We start from the raw sequence: 17,149 nt of genomic DNA on the forward strand, positions 1-17,149 counted from the left end.
CGCATTCCTGTCATATCGGAGGCCAGCGTCATTTCCGTCATCGCAAACTCCGCGTTCACCGGGTTCGGTCTGGGCCTGCGGCGAGCGCATTACAGCGACTTCCTGCAAAGCCATGTTCCGGTCGACTTCGTGGAGGTTATCTCGGAAAACTACATGGTTGCGGGCGGTCGGCCGCTTCAGATTCTTAGCCGTGTACGCCGGGACCATCCCGTCGCCCTTCACGGTGTTTCCATGTCCGTCGGTTCGGCCACCGGCCTGGACAACGCCTATCTGGCGCGACTGAAGCAGCTGGCCCACCGCATCGATCCGCTGTGGATTTCCGATCACCTGTGTTGGACGCGAACGCAGGCCCACACGAGTCACGACCTGCTCCCGCTGCCGCTCACGCGGGAAGCCCTCGATACAGTGTGTCGCAACATCGAACGCGCGCAGGAGGCGCTTGGACGGACAATGCTGTTCGAAAACCCCTCCAGCTACATGTCGTTTCCCGAAGACGAGCTGCCCGAATGGGAATTCCTGGCGGAAATGACGCGCCGCACGGGCTGCGATCTTCTTCTCGACATCAACAATATTTTCGTCAGCGCACAGAATCACGGGTTCATGCGCAGGACTATCTGTATGGATTGCCGCTCTCTCGCGTTCGGCAAATCCACCTGGCCGGCCATACGCCGGGCGAAATGCTGATCGATACGCACGACCGAGAAATATGCGAGGGCGTTTGGTCGCTCTATGCGCAGGTGACGGAGAAGATCGGTCCTGTCGCGACGATGATCGAACGCGATGACGATATTCCCCCATTGGCAGATCTGCTTGTCGAACTGGATCGCGCGCGGGCGATTGCGGCCAGAGGAGTCACCGCGGGATGACCAGCCTCGCTCAGCAGCAGCAGATGTTCATGTCCGTCCTTTTGGACGGCGACACGCCGATGCCGGAACGCTGGACGCGCCGCCAGACCGCGGGCATCGCAGTCTATCGGAGCAATTACCGTTCGGCGCTGATCGATGCCTTGCGATCCATCTTCGCGCGGACGGAACGCTTCGTCGGCCCGGAACCGTTCCGACGCGCGGCCATCCATCACGTCATTGTTCAGCCGCCGACAGGCTGGAGCATCGACTTCGTCGGCCAAGGGTTCGCGGAGACGTGTGCGGGCCTCTTCACCAAGGATGCGCGCGTAGCGGACCTTGCCTGGCTGGAATGGGCGATGCACCGCGCCTTTACCGCCGCAGATGCCGAACCCATGGATGCGGGCAGGTTCCTTGTGGCGACCGACAGGTTCGGTGCGGAAGCTTGGGATGACCTCCGCCTCACCTTCATGCCCCGCCTCGCGATTCGCAAGGTTTGCCACGATATGAAGGCGCTGTGGACAGCGCTGGAGCAGGAACGGATCGAAGCGTCCACCCCGCAGGTGGTGGACGAACACGATGTCCTGGTTTGGCGCGAGGTTGAGCAACCCGTCTTCGTATCCGTATCGTCGGCCGAGGGGCGGATGCTGCGCCTCATGCGGAGGGGTGGATCATTCGGCGAGGCCTGCGCCTCCCTCCTTGGTGAGGTGCGGGAAGATCGGATCGCGCAAGAGGCCGGTAGGATCCTCCTTGGCTGGATCAGAACCGGAGTGGTGCACCGTTTGGCATCAGGAGCGAATCCTTTCGATCCATAGGGTCCGCGGCTGCTAACCGACGAACGCCCGCTCGAGTACGTAGCTGCCGGGCCGGGAATTGGCACCTTCTTCGAACCCAAGAAAATCCAGCATCTCCGACAGGTCGCGGATCATGGCGCTGCTACCGCACATCATCACCCGGTCGCTATCCGGATCCAGCGTACGCCCCCCGATCAGGGGCGCGAACACACGGCCAGAGTTCAGAGCGTCCTGAATACGTCCGTTGTTGCGGAACGGTTCGCGCGTGACGGTCGGGAAATAATGAAACTGCATGAGGGCGGCGTCGCCGATCAGCGGATCGCCGCTGAGCTTCGCCTCCAGCTCAGCCCGATACGCCAGATCGCTGACCCGGCGCACGCCGTGCACCAGGACGATCTGGTCGAACATATCGTAAATATCCGGATCGCGCGCCACGCTGAGAAACGGTGCGAGGCCAGTGCCGGTTGATAGCAGGAACAGGCGTTTTCCCGGAAGCAATGCGTCCGCGACCAGCGTACCTGTCGGCTTCTTGGCAAGATAGATTTCGTCCCCGGGCCGAACCCGCTGCAGGCGCGCCGTCAGTGGACCGTCAGGAACCTTGATCGACAGGAAGGACAAATCGTCCGAATAAGACGGGCTGGCGATGGAATAGGCCCTCATCACCGGTCGCGGCGGGGAGCCATCGGTAGTCACATCGGCCCCGTGGACGACCTCGCCCGGCAAACCGATCATGACGAATTCACCGGATCGGAAGCGAAAGCTCCGCGGCCGTGCCGCCGTGAAGCTGAATAGATGCTCGTTCCAGTGACGCACGCCGGTGACCTGAACCGTGTCGAAACTCGTATGGGCCGGGATCCGGACCGAGGGACGAGAATGCATGTTCATGAACGAAAATTCCTCTGTGTTCCTAAGGTATCGAGGGCGGCATACGGACCGGCGCCGCAGGACGTGAGTTCCGGCGCCGGTCCGTATCTGGACGCGCATCAATCGAAGGCGCCCAGGGCGGGGTTACGAGATTGCCGAACGCTCTCGGTACGAGAATGCGGGTTGTCTGGGGGATGTTCTGCAAATCCGGATCTGGTTGCGCCGGCGCCGCTGCGTCCTTCGGAGCCAGGACAGCTTTTCCGGGACGAAACGGGATATTGTTCTGTTCGCGTCTGCCATCCCGATCATATGCCATACACGCTAATGCGAGTCGATATCGTTTTTAAGCGTTCTTTGGCCTGATAAGGCTTACCCGCCGCCTGACGCAAAACGTGCAGGGCGCGTAGGACCTCATTCTTCCGCAGCGCCCTGTTGCCGCCGGGGCGATTCAGGATCGGGCTTTTCCGATCTAGAACTGGTGTGCAGCCGCCCGAATGGCGAACGTCCAGAACCGCGCCGCTTCCCGCAAAGCGGAAGCGCTACCGGCATCCGGCTGATGCCCAGCCTCCGGATCAAGATAAAGAATGGCCGGCTTCCCGCTCGTGCTTCGATCACGAACGGCTGCGATGAACTTTGCTGGTTCCCAATACGCCACCCGATCGTCCTTCAAACCGGCCGTCGTCAAGATCGGTGGATATGGCGCACGCTTCACATTCTCGTAGGGGGAGATCGAGGCCATATAGTCATAGGCCTCTGGATCGGCGAGCGGATCGCCCCAGTCCGGGCGGAACAGCGGCACGAGAGGATGGTCCGCATCGCTCATCGTGTTGAGCATGTCGACAAACGGCACCTTCATAATCGCACCGGCAAAGAGGCCGGGTTCCTGATTGAGCGCGCCGCCAAGCAGCAGTCCCCCGGCGGACAGACCGAACGCAACCATGCGCTGCGGATCGGCTCCGTGCGAGGCTGCAAGAGCGTGTGCGGCGGCATTGAAATCGTCGAAGCTATGATGCTTTCGAAAGCGGCGGCCGTCCTCAAACCAGCGGCGCCCCCGTTCTCCGCCACCGCGGACATGGGCGATGGCATAGGTCCACCCCCTGTCGACCAGGCTGAGCGCGGGCAGGGAGAACTCCGCCTCGCTGGAAAGGCCGTAAGCCCCGTAACCCGTCAGCAGCAGCGGCGCCCTGCCCTCCATACGACCGCTCCGCGCGCCTCGCCGCCGCAAAATCGTAACGGGAACGCTGGCCCCATCTGTTGAGGGAATGTCGATCCGTTCCACCTGGTATGCTCCGGGATCGACACCCGGCAGGGTGGCTCTCTTCACCAGTGTCCGGCTGCCGTCCCTCAGGTTGACATCGTACCAGATCGGCGGTGTCGCGGGCGTTTCGAACCTGACACGTATCGTTTCGGCATCGAATGGCTGATCCTCCGGCACCGACAGATTGTAGGCCGGCCCGTCGAACCGCATCGTCATAGCTTCGCGCATGGACGGACGAAGGATACGCAGCACAGGCAGCGCATCCTGACGTTCCAGCCAGACCAACGCAGATGCGAAGGGCATCACCATTTCGATGGGAACACCCGGTCGATGCGGCAAGAGTGGTTCGGACGCCAACGTGCCACGCAGTGGCACGATCTTTTGGTCAAAGGCGCCGCCCCGATCCGTCAGAAGCAACGGCGCATCCTGCCACTCGAACAACTCCGCGCGTTCGCCGTCGGAACGGGAAACGACCCGCTGCGGCTCGGCCTGCGGCGTTTTCGCATCCACGGTCCAAATCTCCGTGCGGTCGGGACTATACGCGCTGAGCACAATCAGGCCGCCGGCAGCGGTCTTCTTCAGCCCGAGAAAGAAGGCGGGATCGTCTTCCTCGTATAAGAGCTTGGCTTCGCCGCCGAGAAGCGGCGTGCGCATCAGCGCGTCGGGACGGGCCCGGTCGTTGCGGCGCAGCCAGTAAACCGCATCGCCCGTCGCCGCTATGCCGCCATAGCCGAAAACACCGCCGGGCACGACCGTTCGCACCGCTCCGCTATCGAGATCGCGAGCCACGATTCTGAACTCGTCTGCGCCAACGATATCCTCCGCCCATACGAACCAGCGTGAACCGCCACGCTGGTGACCGGTGGTGCGATAATAAGGGCGGTCCTCCGCACGCGCATTCTCGTCGAGTACGACCTCGCTCCCCGTCCCCGACTCCAGTCTGTAGACCGGTCGACCAAGGCCTTGCGGCGTTCCGGACAGAAGGTCGCCCGCCGGCATGGGGGGAGCCGCCATGTCGCCGGCAGAGCGCGCTTGCATTTCGCTGAAAAGCGTCTCTTCCAGGTCCGCACCCGGCGCCAGAATCCGCTTTGCGTAAGCCATTTCGGCGCGCAGCTGCTCCGCAATCGGCGATGCCAGAGTCTCGAGGGTGCGTTCAGAGCCCGGCCCCTCGTCCTTCAACCAGGCATAGGGATCGGTGCGCGTTCGGCCGAGCTGCTCGATCCGCTTCGGTATTTTTTGCGCGCGAGGCATCTTGTCGTTCGACGAGGCGGGTCTGGATGATGTGAGAACCCTTGGCATGCAGGACGCGAGGGCAAGACTGCCGGCACCGATCAGAAGAGTGCGGCGGTTCGGAAGCGATTGATCGACATTTATCATGCCATGAGAACTAGCCGACCTCAGCACCCCCGAATACCGAGCAGGCTCGGGAAGATACCGGTTTGGCCCTTCCAGCATATCCTTTGGCCCGCAACGCAAAGTCCAAACCCATGTCCGCGACATAATTTGAACGGGAAGAAAAGGTCTGGCGCAATTTACGGGGGGTAACAGGATGGCGAAAACATCGATTTTAACGGGAACGGCGGCGGCGCTGTGTCTCACGGCGGCCGGACCGGTCTGGGGCCAGGCTCTGGAGGAGGGGACCGGCGAGGAGGATGCCATCGTCATCACCGCATCGAAGCGGGGCGAGGACATTCGCGACATCGCCGGTGCCGTCAGCGCGCTCACCGACGAGGATCTGACAGAACTCAACGCCCAGAGCCTCAGCGACTATATCAACCGCGTTCCTGGCGTCGTCTTCAACGATTATCAGCCCGGCGTATCGGAAGTTGTCGTGCGCGGCGTCGCCTCCACCACCTATCACGAGGCGAACCAGGCGACGACAGGCTATTATTTGAACGAGATCCCCCTGATCGAGCCGGGCTTTCCGCTCGTCATACCGGACGTGGATGCCTTCGATCTGGAACGTGTCGAGGTGCTGCGCGGCCCGCAGGGCACCCTGTTCGGATCCTCATCCCTCGGCGGCGCGGTGAACTATGTGGTGAAGGAGGCGCAGACCTCGGGCTTCGACGCCGCCGCGCAGGGCATCGCGGCCTCCACGCGCCGCGCGGGAGAGGCCAATTATGCGGCCAAGGCGATGGTGAACGTACCGATCGTAGAGGACAAGCTCGCCGTCCGCGTCGTCGCGCTGGAACGCTACGACGCAGGTTATCTCGACAATCCGGGCATCGACGAGGACGGCAGCAACGACCTGCGCGTCCGCGGACTGCGCGGATCGATCGTGTGGACACCCACTCCGGACACGCGCGTGACCGCCCTCAGCATGTATCAGGAATATGACCTCGACGATCAGACCTATGTGATCTTCAACGACGATCCCGAGACGTTCGAGCGCGTGACCAACGTCGCGGAGTTTCAGGATACGTCCTTCATGCTGCATAGCTTACGGCTGGATCAGGAACTCGGTTTCGCGAGGCTGACCGCTATCGGCAGCTACACGGAAAAGGAAAGCGATCTCGCGTTTGACGATTCCATTTTCGTCGGCATCGACCCGCGCACCGACACGCCGCAGCTGTCCGGTTCGGCCGGCACGTCGAAAACGGACTATGCCGAGCTGCGCCTGACATCGCCGGCCGAGACGGCGTTCAGCTGGCTGATCGGCGCAAACTATACGAACGCCCGGTCGGAAAGCACGGACCGCGTGTCCATCGAGGGGATCGGCGAGTATATCGATGCCAATCCCGATGAATTCGGCGGGCGTCCGTCCAGCGACATTGCGCCCGGCGATCTGGTGCAGCGCACGGTCAGCAACAACGACATCCGGGAAATCGCGCTATTCGGCGAGGCCGCCTACACCTTTGCCGACGTCCTGACACTCACGCTTGGCGGGCGGCTCTTTGAATACAAGTCGGAGCCGCGCCTGCAATTCCTGCCGAATGCAGAGCTAATTCCGCCCTTCGACTATGCGCCGGGAAGGCAGAAGGAGAGCGGTTTCATCCCGAAGGTCTCCCTCGCCTACAATCCGAGGGACGACCTGAAACTCTACGCGCTCTATTCGGAGGGTTTCCGCATCGGCGGCGTCAATGTCTATTCTGTCGCAGCGGGAACGCCGCTGACGTTCGACAGCGATACGACGCAAAACTACGAGATCGGCGCCCGCTTCGATCTGGTGCCGAACCAGCTGAGCTTCGACATCGCCGCCTACCACATCGATTGGAACGATATTCAGGCCCGCCTGTTCGTGCCCGTCACGTTCGAGGCCTATACGACCAATGGCGGCGGCGCGGACATCGACGGTGTCGAGATGACGATGACGCTGCGGCCCGCGCCCTTCATGCAGCTGTCGAGCAGCCTCGCCTATACGGATGCGCGGCTGTCTTCGCTGCTGCCCGACACCGGAGCGCCGGGCGGCGGCTATCCGGAGGGTACACGCCTGCCCGGTTCATCCGAGTGGACGCTGGCCAATCAGCTTTCGTTCGAATTTGACGATCTGCCCATGCAGCCGCGCTTCGGCATCGCACATCGCTTCTTATCAGAGGCCCCGGTCGCCTTTGGCGCCGATCTGCAGCGGGGCGATTACCACCTCCTTGACCTCAATGCATCGGCGCAGATAGCACAGGGGCTGGAATTGGGTGTCTTCGCGAAGAACCTGCTCGACGCCTACGGCATCGTCAATGCACCCTTCTCCTTCGCCGGTACCATCACCCGGCCGCGCACCATCGGCGGTTCGCTGACCTGGAATTTCCGCTAGGACGCGGCGGCGGGCGGCGCGACGTGCCGCCCGCCCTACCCTTCTCCGAGGCCGTTCAGGAACGTCGCGACGTTCCTTCCGAGCGCCTCGCTGGCATAGCCGCCCTCCATGACCACGGCCGTCGGCAGATCAAGCGCCGCAATACGCGCACCGATGGCGGCGAACTCCGGCGTTCGAATGGCGAAGTTCGAGATGGGGTCCTCGGCAAAGGTGTCGGCGCCGAACGACACGACGAGATGATCCGGTTCCCAGCGGGAAATCTCGGCGCAGCCTTGCTCCAACGCCCCAAGATAGCGCGGCGCGTCCGTTCCGCGCGGCAGCGGCAGATTGAGATTGGCGCCGGTGCCGCCGCCTTCGCCGCGCTCGTCCGCGTGCCCCCAGAAGAAGGGGTACTCCGTTCGCGGATCGCCATGCAGCGATACGAATCCGACGTCACCGCGCGCATAGAAAATATCCTGGGTGCCGTTGCCGTGATGATAGTCCACGTCCAGGACGGCGACGCGCCGGCTGCCGCTGCGGATCAGATGTTCAGCGGCGATGGCAGCGTTGTTCAGATAGCAATATCCACCAAGATAGTCGCGTCCGGCGTGGTGGCCTGGCGGACGGCAGAGAGCGAAGGCCCGCCGTGCGCCGGCATGCAGATCCTCTGCCGCCGCGACCGCGCACTGCGCCGCCCAATAGGCGGACGTCCAGGTCTCCTCGCCGATCGGCGTCCCGGCGTCATAGCTGAATCGGCCCAGCTTCGCCTCGATCCTGTCCAGGTCGAGCGGACGGCGGCGCACGACCGGCCAGCTATAACCTATCGCCTCCCCGGGACGGCCGGCGGCGCGCCACTCGGCGAACGCCGTCTTCAAAAATTCCAGATAGGCGGCATCGTGGACGGCGAGGAGCGGCGCCATGCCGTAATCGGCGGGCCTGTCCAACGGTCCGATTGCCGCGCATATGGAGTCGGCCCTGACGTGCGTTTCGACATGCGCAGTCCAGTCGCCATTGTGCATCTCGCGCTGCGGATGGTGGAGACGCTGGCGTTCATCGAAATAGGTCTTCATGGTGCCGTGATGCCGCCAAGCCATTCTCGCCGCAACGATGCAGGCCCGGTCGCACCGAAGAATTGCCCGCCTCAGAAAGCCCTCACGCTCCAGAAGGATGAAGCGGGACCGCGCATGTATCAGGCCGGAGGATTGCGTTGAACGAACAGGACAAGCTGCCGATCGTCGATCCGGACATTGCCCGCTTTCGCGACCGGATCGCCGCGGCCTATGCCGAGCATGCCGTGTCTGCGAACGATTATGCCGCACGCCGTGCCGCTGCCGAGAAGGTGCGCGCGCCCTGGGTTCGGGGTGGTCCGGAAATGGCGAGAAGCACCGACTTGTCCCCGGGTGACGGGTGCCCGCCCATGCGCCTGCATATTCCGGTCGGCGGGTACGATATCGCGCCCCGTGAAGGCCGCCCCCTCCTCCTCTACATCCATGGCGGCGGTTGGACCGTCTTCAGCATCGAAACGCATGACCGGCTGATGCGCGAATATGCGGCGCGCAGCGGCTTCGCTGTCCTCGGGCCCGAATACAGCCTGTCGCCGGAGGCGCCTTATCCGCAAGCGCTGGAAGAAATGGGCCATGTTCTCGATTGGATCCGGGCGAACGGCGCGGCGCATGGTCTCGATACCCGAAAATTGGTGATCGGCGGCGATTCGGCGGGCGCCAACCTGGCGCTCGGCACCGCGCTGCGCGAACGCGATGCCGGGCGGCGCGGCTTGTCGGGGTTGCTCCTCAATTACGGGGCGTTCGATCCCCGCCCGCGTGAGAGCTGGCAACGCCTGAACGGGCCGGAATACATGCTCGCCGATGATGAAATGGCGGAGTTCTGGCGCAATTATATTGGAAACCGGACGCTTGACGAGGTTCCCTATGCAGTGCCGCTGACGGCGGACCTGTCCGGCCTGCCCCCCGCGCACTTCTGCGTTCCGGCCGGCGACATTCTGGCGGAGGAAAATCTGGAACTCGCCGCAGCGATGAAGGATGCCGGTGTCGCCATCGACCTACAGATCTATGCAGCGGCAACCCACTCCTTCCTGGAGGCCGTCAGTATCTCGTCCCTCGCAGCGACCGCGCTTGATGCCTCGGCCCGGTGGATGCGGGACACGTTAGAGGCCGCCTGATCGAACCGGACGGCAGCCGGGGCACGGCGATCGGGCGCTCGCCCTCTTGACGGTGCTGCGCCGCAGCATACGCTTCGATGCGCAGCCGGTCTGGGGGTGTGGAGAGTCGGGTTGAAGCATTTCGATGAAGCGCGCGATCTGTCAGACCTGCCTGTTTACGGGTTGCAGGACGAATATACGCCCGGCTTCGTGGATGCGGAGCACTGCCACGGCCGCGCCCAGCTTCTCTATGCATCCTCTGGAGTCATGTCCGTGGTCGCGGGCGGGGCCAGCTTCGTCATTCCGCCCCTCAGAGCCATTTGGATACCGTCGGGAACGCTTCATGAAGTGTCGTGCCGCAGCGCGGTCTCTTTACGCACGCTCTATATCGATGAGGATCGGACGGGCAGCGCCGCCCGCGCCTGCCGAGTTATTGAGGTCAGCGATTTCCTGAAGGCGCTCATCGTCGAGCTGGCGCACATCGGCGACGGCGCAAGCGGAAACGATGTCCGCTACCAGCAGATCGTGTCGTTATTGATCTCGGAACTGTCCGCAATGCCGACAGCGCCCTTTCACGCCCCGATGCCGTCCGATCCGCGCCTGCTGCGGGTCTGCAACGCCATTCTTGCCGAACCGACCGAACGCCGCACGCTTGACGATTATGCAAGCCTCGCCGGGATGGGTCGCCGAACCTTCACGCGGCAGTTCCGTCAGGAAACCGGGATGAGCCTCGGAATATGGTGCCAGCAGGTGCGCCTTCTTGAAGCGGTCTCAAGGCTCGCGTGCGGTCAGTCCGTCACCACGGTCGCATTCGATGTGGGCTATGAAAGCCCCAGTGCGTTCACCTCGATGTTCCATCGCTTCTTCGGCGTGCCGCCAAGCCAATATCGGTTCTGACGGGTTGGATGGTGGGGCTGCTAGTCGCCCATATCGTCCAATTCGCCGAGCCGTCCGCGGTTCGCGGTTCGCATCCAGTGCGCAAGCTCACGATCCGGTGAATTCGCGATGATGCGCGACAAATCCTCGGCCGCCTCGTCCTGGCCGAGTTTGAAACGGCCGGACACTGAGCCGACCTGGATACGAAAGCCGACGATGTGGGCCAGCAATGTCTCATAGCGCGCGCCCAGTTCCTCCGCGCTCCACGCCGCTTCCGCTCCGGCCTCGACCTTTTCGATCAGCAGCCGCAGTGCCTCCTCCGTCAGCGCCTCCTCTATGAAAAGATCGCCGATGATGTGAAGTTGGGCGTAATTCCACGTGGGCCCCCAGTCGCGGCGCCCGACATGGCGCGGCGAAACGTAAGCGTCTGGCCCCTTGAACAGAATTTCGACGCGCGGGTCCTCCTCAACGATCGCAGCGAGCGGATTTCGGCGCGCGAAATGCCCGATCAATTCTGCCGGCCGGCCGATTGCATCATAGCGAGCGACGAGGGGAAGCAGGCTGCCCTCACCGTGCAGGGGCGCTGAAACCCAAGCCAATGGCCGCTCCTCGATCAGCCGCTGCGCGTCCGCCCAGTCGCATCCGATCAGCCGATCCGCCTTGCCCGCTGAGCTATCGCTGCGGCGTCCCACTATCGGCGCCGAGCCGCGGTCTCGGTCATGCCTCGCCGACCAGGCTGCGCAGTTCCGCCTCCAGCGCATCCAGGCGGAATGGCTTTGTCACCAGTCGCGCGTCGGACAGGGTTTCCGGCAGCGCCAAATTGGCATCGTACCCGGTGGCGAAGATCACCGGAATGTCCCGGCGCATCAGAAGCTCCGCCGCCGAGAAGCTGCGCTCTCCGTTCAGGTTCACGTCCAGAAGCGCCACGTCGGCCTCGCAATCGGACGCGATCCGTTCCGCGTCCGCCAGCGTCTCGGCGGGCCCCACGAGTTCCCACTCCATGTCCTCGATCAGTCCTTCGAGGGACATCATCACGAGTGCGTTGTCTTCCGCGACAAAAATTCGGCGCGCCGGCAAAACGGTCCTCCCTGATATTGGATGGCAGCCCTAGGTCAGACCACGCCCGGATGGCAAGATGAGCGCACGCGGTTCGTTGCTCAACGCGGTGCGTTGCCGCCGCCGTCTGCGCGCCCTAAGGCCCACAGCAGACTTTCTGCGGAACGAAGGCATGGCTCATGGCTGATTATGATTTCGACTATTTTGTCATCGGCGGCGGCTCCGGCGGCGTCCGCTCGGCCCGGATTGCAGCGGGCCATGGCGCCCGCGTCGGCCTGGCGGAAGAGCACCGTGTCGGCGGCACCTGCGTCATTCGCGGCTGCGTCCCCAAGAAGCTGCTCGTCATCGGCGCGCATTTTGCAGAAGATCTCGTGGACGCCGAACGCTTCGGTTGGACCGTGGGCGACAAAAACTTCGACTGGAAGACGTTGCAGAAAAACGTTCTGGCGGAGGTCGAACGGATAGAGGGCGCCTATCACAACACGCTGGAAAACCAGGATGTAAAAATCTTCAAGGCGCGCGCCGTGCTGAAGGACGCACATACTCTGGACGTCGGCGGGAAGACCATCACGGCCGACAAGATCCTGATCGCCACCGGCGCCCGCCCCGGCACCTTCCCCTGCGAAGGCAGCGAACTCGCGATCACCTCAAACGAGGTCTTCCATCTCGAAAAGCTGCCGAAAAGCATCATCATCGCGGGCGGAGGGTATATCGCCAACGAATTTGCCGGTATCTTCAACGAACTGGGCGCGAAGGTGACGCTGGTCCAGCGGTCCGACAAGCTGCTGCGCGGCTATGATCACTCCATGGTCGAGCGACTGATGCACATCAGCACCGTGAAGGGGATCGAGATCCTCTACAACGCGCCGTTCGAAAAGATCGAGAAGACTGAGGGCGGCGGCGTGAAGGTCTCGCTCGGCAATGGCGACGTGCGGGAGGCAGACATTCTCCTCGCCGCCATCGGCCGCCCGCCCAATACGGAGAATATGGGCCTGGAAACGGTCGGCGTGAAGCTGAACGACCGCGGCGCCGTTTGCATCGACGAGGACTTCCGCACCAGCGTCGACAATATCTACGCCGTCGGCGATGTCACCGACAATGTTCAATTGACGCCTGTCGCCATCCGTGAGGGGCACGCGCTTGCCGACACCCTGTTCGGGGACGAGGCGTGGCGCCCCGAATATGACTGTATTCCCTCTGCGGTCTTCAGCCACCCTCCCATTGCCGCGGTCGGCATGACCGAAAGCGAAGCGCGGGATCAACTTGGCGGCGTTGAGGTTTTTACAAGCGATTTCCGCGCAATGAAGAATGTTCTTGCGAACCGGAACGAGCGGTCGCTCTACAAGCTGATCGTGGATTCCGCGAATGGGAAGCTGGTGGGTGCGCATATGATCGGGCCGGATGCACCGGAAATCATGCAGTCCCTCGCCATCGCGGTGAAGGCGGGCCTGACCAAAAAGCAGGTCGACGCGACCATTGCCATTCACCCGACGATGGCTGAGGAATTGGTGTTGATGCGATAGCTGGGCCGGCGCAAACATTCTGTTTGTTGCCCGCGCCTGCTTGTGCGAACAGGATCCTATCATGACGAATAGCAAGTGGACCCCGCAGAGCTGGCGCAATTTCGAGGCGCGGCAGCTTCCCGCCTATCCGGACAGCGCAGCGCTGGCCGAGACCGAGCAGCTCCTTGGCACCTATCCGCCACTCGTCTTCGCCGGTGAAGCGCGGCAGCTTCGCGCCGATCTGGCCGACGTGGCCCATGGCAAGGGATTCCTGCTGCAGGGCGGCGACTGCGCGGAAAGCTTCGCGGAATTTCACCCGAACAATATTCGCGACACGTTTCGCGTGCTTCTGCAGATGGCCGTCGTCCTGACGTTCGGATCGAAGATGCCGGTCGTGAAGGTTGGCCGCATGGCCGGTCAGTTCGCCAAGCCCCGCTCGGCCGATATGGAGGAACAGGACGGCGCCTCCCTTCCCTCCTATCGCGGCGACATCGTCAACGATATCGGGTTCGAGGCGGCGGGACGGCAGCCCAATCCCGAACGCATGCTGCGCGCCTATATGCAGGCGGCCGCGACGCTCAACCTGCTTCGCGCGCTCGCGACCGGCGGCTATGCAAACCTTTATCAGGTGCATCAGTGGAATCTCGACTTCGTTGGTGCCTCGCCCACGGGAGAGAAATATCGAGAAGTTGCCGGCCGTATCGGCGAAGCTCTCGACTTCATGGCGGCCTGCGGTGTCGACCCGGACAGTGTGCCGCAACTGCACGGCACCGACTTCTACACCAGTCACGAAGCCCTGCTGCTCGGCTATGAGCAGGCGATGACGCGGCAGGATTCACTTACGGGGCGCTGGTACGATACGTCTGCCCACATGCTGTGGATCGGCGACCGCACGCGCTTCACGGGCTCGGCGCATGTGGAATTTCTGCGCGGCGTCGGCAATCCCATTGCCATGAAGGCCGGTCCCTCATTGGAGCCTGATGAGCTAATTCGGCTCATTGACACGCTGAATCCGGACAATGATCCCGGCCGCCTGACGATCATCAGCCGCTTCGGCCACGACAAGGTCGAAGCCGGGCTGCCGAAACTGGTGCGCCGCGTCGCGGCAGAGGGACGCCATGTCGTCTGGTCCTGCGATCCGATGCACGGCAACACCATCAAGTCCGCCAGCGGCTTCAAGACCCGTCCCTTCGAGCGAATCCTATCGGAGGTTTCCAGTTTCTTCGCCGTCCACCGCGCGGAGGGGACGCATGCCGGCGGCATCCACTGCGAGATGACCGGCCAGAACGTCACCGAATGCACCGGCGGCGCAGCAGCTGTCACTGATGAGACACTTGCGGATCGTTATCATACGCATTGCGACCCGCGCCTTAACGCCAGTCAGTCCATCGAACTGGCCTTCCTTCTTGCCGAGAAGCTGCGCGACGAAATGGCCAAGCAGGATCAGGCGGCCGCCGCATAATGTGCGAACCTGTGGGCCGCGGCTTGACAAGCCTGGCCTCGGCCCATAGGTCGCGCGTCTCGCAGGGCGGCGCACCGCCCCGTGGCCCCTTCGTCTAGCGGTCTAGGACGTCGCCCTCTCACGGCGAAAACACGGGTTCGAGTCCCGTAGGGGTCACCATTCGGTGGCATACATCGCGAAAATGCTGGAAACCCGGGCAGGCGAACCAGTTACGCGAGGTGGGGTGGTCCATTTAGGTGGTCCATATGAGCAGTCGCCCCATTTCTCCCATGAAGCGTCCTAATTCCGAGAACCTATGGTTCCGGATGATCGTCCCGCCAGACCTGCGGCAGGCGGTTGGTAAGCGCGAAATCCGAGAATCTCTCCACACGCCAAAGATGTCCGAAGCGCGTCTGCTCTGCTCGACCAAGCAGTTAGAGTGGAATGAACGCTTCGCAAAACTGCGGGAACAGAATGCCGTGACGGCCGCCGCCGAAGGTGTGCAGATCGTCGACAGGCTTTTGGATGCCCGGATCGCGGAGCACGGGATCTTTCATGCAGTCGCCTACGAGCTTGAGCTTATCGCTCAGGCGGAGTGCGCTCATCTTGACGCTGCAGAATTGATTAAACCTGGTCAGGCAGCGATCAACCTTTGCCGCGCTTATGCGACCTATGCAGACCCGCAGGTGAGTGGCGTGATTAGCGCGCGGCAGCGTGTGCTTCATCGAGATGTCATGTCGGCTTCGCTTGCCGGGACCGAAGCGGCATCGCGCGCCCATACGGCAGGCTTCTGGCAGGTCACTTCTACATTCCTACAGGACGCGTTCGAGGCGGCGGGATTACCACTAGATGAAGCCGACCCCAGGGTTTATGTTGCCGCCGACCACTTCTTGTCCCGTCTACTCTCTTATAGACTGCCACAATTGGACATGGCGGCTATAGCCCATCCAATACCGACTGAGTTGAGACCAGCGCCGTGCACTGCATCTAAGGGCAACGTGCATATGCCCGACCCAGAAATCTCACATGCCGCTCAGGGCGCCAAAGCCGCATCACTGGATAGAGGTGATAAAGATCTACGACGCGTGGTCATGGGCGAGCACGCCGAGGCGCGAACTCTTTTGCAGGTTTTTTCCGCATGGGCAGCATCGCGACAGCCAGAGGACTCCAAGCTTGTTGATGAATGGAACACCACGATAAACCGGTTCGTCGAGCTCCATGATGACCTCGAAGTGACCCAGATATCGAAAGACCATGTCACTCTCTTTCGTGAGGCGATGAAGGGCCTCCCTTCACGTCCCAAGGCAGCGGTGCGCTGTCTACCGTTGCGCGATCAAATTGAGATCGCTCGCCGCGACGAACTACCAACCCTGTCCGGTCCCACCATCGCAAAGCATATGAGTGGGCTTCGTTCGGTGCTGGACCATGCAGTTGAAACTTTGGGGCTCATGGACCGCAACGTAGCCAAGGACGTCAAGGTCACGGGCTCGAAGAGTGCTATAGATGCTCGCCTCGCCCATACGCCGGAAGATCTGCGCGTCATCTTCTCCAGCCCCATGATGACCGATTCTACCGATCGGCTTCGAACGACAGACTTTTGGCTGGTGATGATGGCTCCGCTTATGGGAATCCGGATTGAAGAAGCCGGCAAGCTAAGACCTGGGAACGTCAAAATCGATCGCGGAATTACCTACATTAGCATTGAGCGTGATACACTTAGGAAACGACGTGAAAATCATGCGAAGGGCGAAGTCGCTAAGCGAGCCAAAACCAAGGCCGGTTATCGCGACATTCCGGTGCACTGGATACTTATTGAGGCCGGCTTCCTGGAATACGTTGAACGAAAGCGTGCGGCTGGGTCCGAATGGCTATTCGACGACCTTACCGCCAACAAGCATGGCGATCGGACCAAGGCCGCCTCCCAGCGTATTATCCGTCGTCTGCGCGCCCTTGGGATTACGGACAGTGAGAAAGATTTTCATTCCTTTCGCCATGATATGAAACGAGCGGCTCGGGGGACCGGAATGAAGGAGGAGATCGCGGATCTGCTTGCCGGGCATGCGCCGGACAGCGTCGGACGCAAATATGGTGCGGGTGCAGAACTGACAGTCCTCAAAGAGGCAGTTAATATGATCGATTACGAATTGATTGAGTGGGACCCAGTTATCAAAGCTGCTCGAAAGCGTATGGCATGATACCAATACGAAAAGATATAATCATCTAACTTTCACAGCATCTGTCAAAATGCAGCCGACGAGAGAATGAGATTGATTTTGACGCATGAACTAGGCCTCGTTGACAAAGGGTATCCAGAGTTTGACTGAGGCGAGCGCGACGAATCCGAGGTAGGACTCTCTGGTCTTGTCGTAGCGGGTGGCGACCCGGCGCCAGTTCTTCAGCGTGTTGAACAGCCGTTCGATCAGGTTGCGCCAGCGGTATTTCGCGCGGTCGTGCGGAGCAGGCGTTCGGCGGTTCGCCTTGGCAGGGATGACCGCTTCGACGCCGGCAGCGGTGATCTCCTCGCAGATGGCATCGGCATCATAGCCGCGGTCGGCGAGGAACGCTTCGATGCGATCACCGATCATCCGGAACAGCAGTGTAAAACTTTGAACGTCGTGCGCCTGGTCGAGC

At 62.0% G+C, this 17,149-nt stretch carries 13 protein-coding genes, 1 tRNA gene and 1 pseudogene; 9 read left to right on the top strand and 6 right to left on the bottom strand.

All coding sequences use genetic code 11. From position 1 onward, the window contains the following. The first annotated feature begins 39 nt into the window (after window positions 1-39). Both bufB and C725_RS15160 read left to right on the top strand, forming a co-directional pair. A pseudogene (gene bufB, locus C725_RS02695) lies at window positions 40-866 on the top strand (MNIO family bufferin maturase). Then, the gene (locus C725_RS15160; protein ID WP_008599997.1) at window positions 863-1,657 is read left to right on the top strand and encodes an HvfC/BufC N-terminal domain-containing protein; all 795 of its coding nucleotides are present in this window, start codon (window positions 863-865) and stop codon (window positions 1,655-1,657) included. Before bufB ends, C725_RS15160 begins: the two are co-directional and overlap by 4 nt. A 12-nt stretch (window positions 1,658-1,669) precedes the next feature. Here C725_RS15160 and C725_RS02705 read toward each other — a convergent pair whose 3' ends face one another. Both C725_RS02705 and C725_RS02710 read right to left on the bottom strand, forming a co-directional pair. After that, window positions 1,670-2,521, bottom strand: coding sequence for a ferredoxin--NADP reductase (locus C725_RS02705; protein WP_008599998.1), 852 nt, complete (start codon window positions 2,519-2,521; stop codon window positions 1,670-1,672). 448 nt (window positions 2,522-2,969) lie between these two features. Beyond that, on the bottom strand, window positions 2,970-5,009 hold the full coding sequence (locus tag C725_RS02710) for a prolyl oligopeptidase family serine peptidase (protein ID WP_008599999.1): 2,040 nt from the start codon (window positions 5,007-5,009) through the stop codon (window positions 2,970-2,972). A gap of 298 nt (window positions 5,010-5,307) precedes the next feature. Between C725_RS02710 and C725_RS02715 the strand changes: the two genes are divergently transcribed. Continuing rightward, window positions 5,308-7,506, top strand: coding sequence for a TonB-dependent receptor (locus tag C725_RS02715; RefSeq protein ID WP_008600000.1), 2,199 nt, complete (start codon window positions 5,308-5,310; stop codon window positions 7,504-7,506). 35 nt (window positions 7,507-7,541) lie between these two features. On the opposite strand, the gene C725_RS02720 is transcribed toward C725_RS02715, so the two are convergent. Continuing rightward, window positions 7,542-8,555 (bottom strand): histone deacetylase family protein, encoded by a 1,014-nt coding sequence (locus tag C725_RS02720; protein WP_008600001.1) that lies wholly within the window; start codon window positions 8,553-8,555, stop codon window positions 7,542-7,544. 137 nt (window positions 8,556-8,692) lie between these two features. On the opposite strand from C725_RS02720, the gene C725_RS02725 reads away from it, so the two are divergent. Together C725_RS02725 and C725_RS02730 are read left to right on the top strand one after the other, a co-directional pair. Further along, entirely contained in the window at window positions 8,693-9,664 is a 972-nt protein-coding gene (locus C725_RS02725) for an alpha/beta hydrolase (RefSeq protein ID WP_008600003.1), read from the top strand. 111 nt (window positions 9,665-9,775) lie between these two features. Continuing rightward, the gene (locus C725_RS02730) at window positions 9,776-10,540 is read left to right on the top strand and encodes an AraC family transcriptional regulator (RefSeq protein ID WP_008600004.1); all 765 of its coding nucleotides are present in this window, start codon (window positions 9,776-9,778) and stop codon (window positions 10,538-10,540) included. 20 nt (window positions 10,541-10,560) lie between these two features. On the opposite strand, the gene C725_RS02735 is transcribed toward C725_RS02730, so the two are convergent. Both C725_RS02735 and C725_RS02740 read right to left on the bottom strand, forming a co-directional pair. Then, entirely contained in the window at window positions 10,561-11,211 is a 651-nt protein-coding gene (locus C725_RS02735; protein WP_008600005.1) for an FMN-binding negative transcriptional regulator, read from the bottom strand. 25 nt (window positions 11,212-11,236) lie between these two features. After that, window positions 11,237-11,596, bottom strand: coding sequence for a response regulator (locus C725_RS02740; RefSeq protein ID WP_038281080.1), 360 nt, complete (start codon window positions 11,594-11,596; stop codon window positions 11,237-11,239). Between the two features lie 158 nt (window positions 11,597-11,754). On the opposite strand from C725_RS02740, the gene gorA reads away from it, so the two are divergent. From gorA to C725_RS02760, 4 genes are all read left to right on the top strand, one after another. Further along, a complete protein-coding gene (gorA, locus tag C725_RS02745; protein ID WP_008600007.1) occupies window positions 11,755-13,098 on the top strand; it encodes a glutathione-disulfide reductase in 1,344 nt (447 codons plus the stop codon). A 61-nt stretch (window positions 13,099-13,159) separates the two neighbouring features. Beyond that, window positions 13,160-14,539 (top strand): class II 3-deoxy-7-phosphoheptulonate synthase, encoded by a 1,380-nt coding sequence (locus C725_RS02750; RefSeq protein ID WP_008600008.1) that lies wholly within the window; start codon window positions 13,160-13,162, stop codon window positions 14,537-14,539. Between the two features lie 83 nt (window positions 14,540-14,622). Continuing rightward, window positions 14,623-14,698 (top strand) — tRNA-Glu (locus tag C725_RS02755). Between the two features lie 86 nt (window positions 14,699-14,784). Next, window positions 14,785-16,713: a DUF6538 domain-containing protein gene (locus tag C725_RS02760; RefSeq protein WP_008600009.1), complete on the top strand. Its 1,929-nt coding sequence runs from the start codon at window positions 14,785-14,787 to the stop codon at window positions 16,711-16,713. A gap of 90 nt (window positions 16,714-16,803) precedes the next feature. Here C725_RS02760 and C725_RS02765 read toward each other — a convergent pair. Further along, a partial coding sequence (locus C725_RS02765; protein WP_078056106.1) for a transposase occupies window positions 16,804-17,149 on the bottom strand: 346 nt, incomplete at its 5' end.

The organism is Pacificimonas flava, assembly GCF_000342165.1.
Taxonomy (GTDB): Bacteria; Pseudomonadota; Alphaproteobacteria; order Sphingomonadales; family Sphingomonadaceae; genus Pacificimonas; species Pacificimonas flava.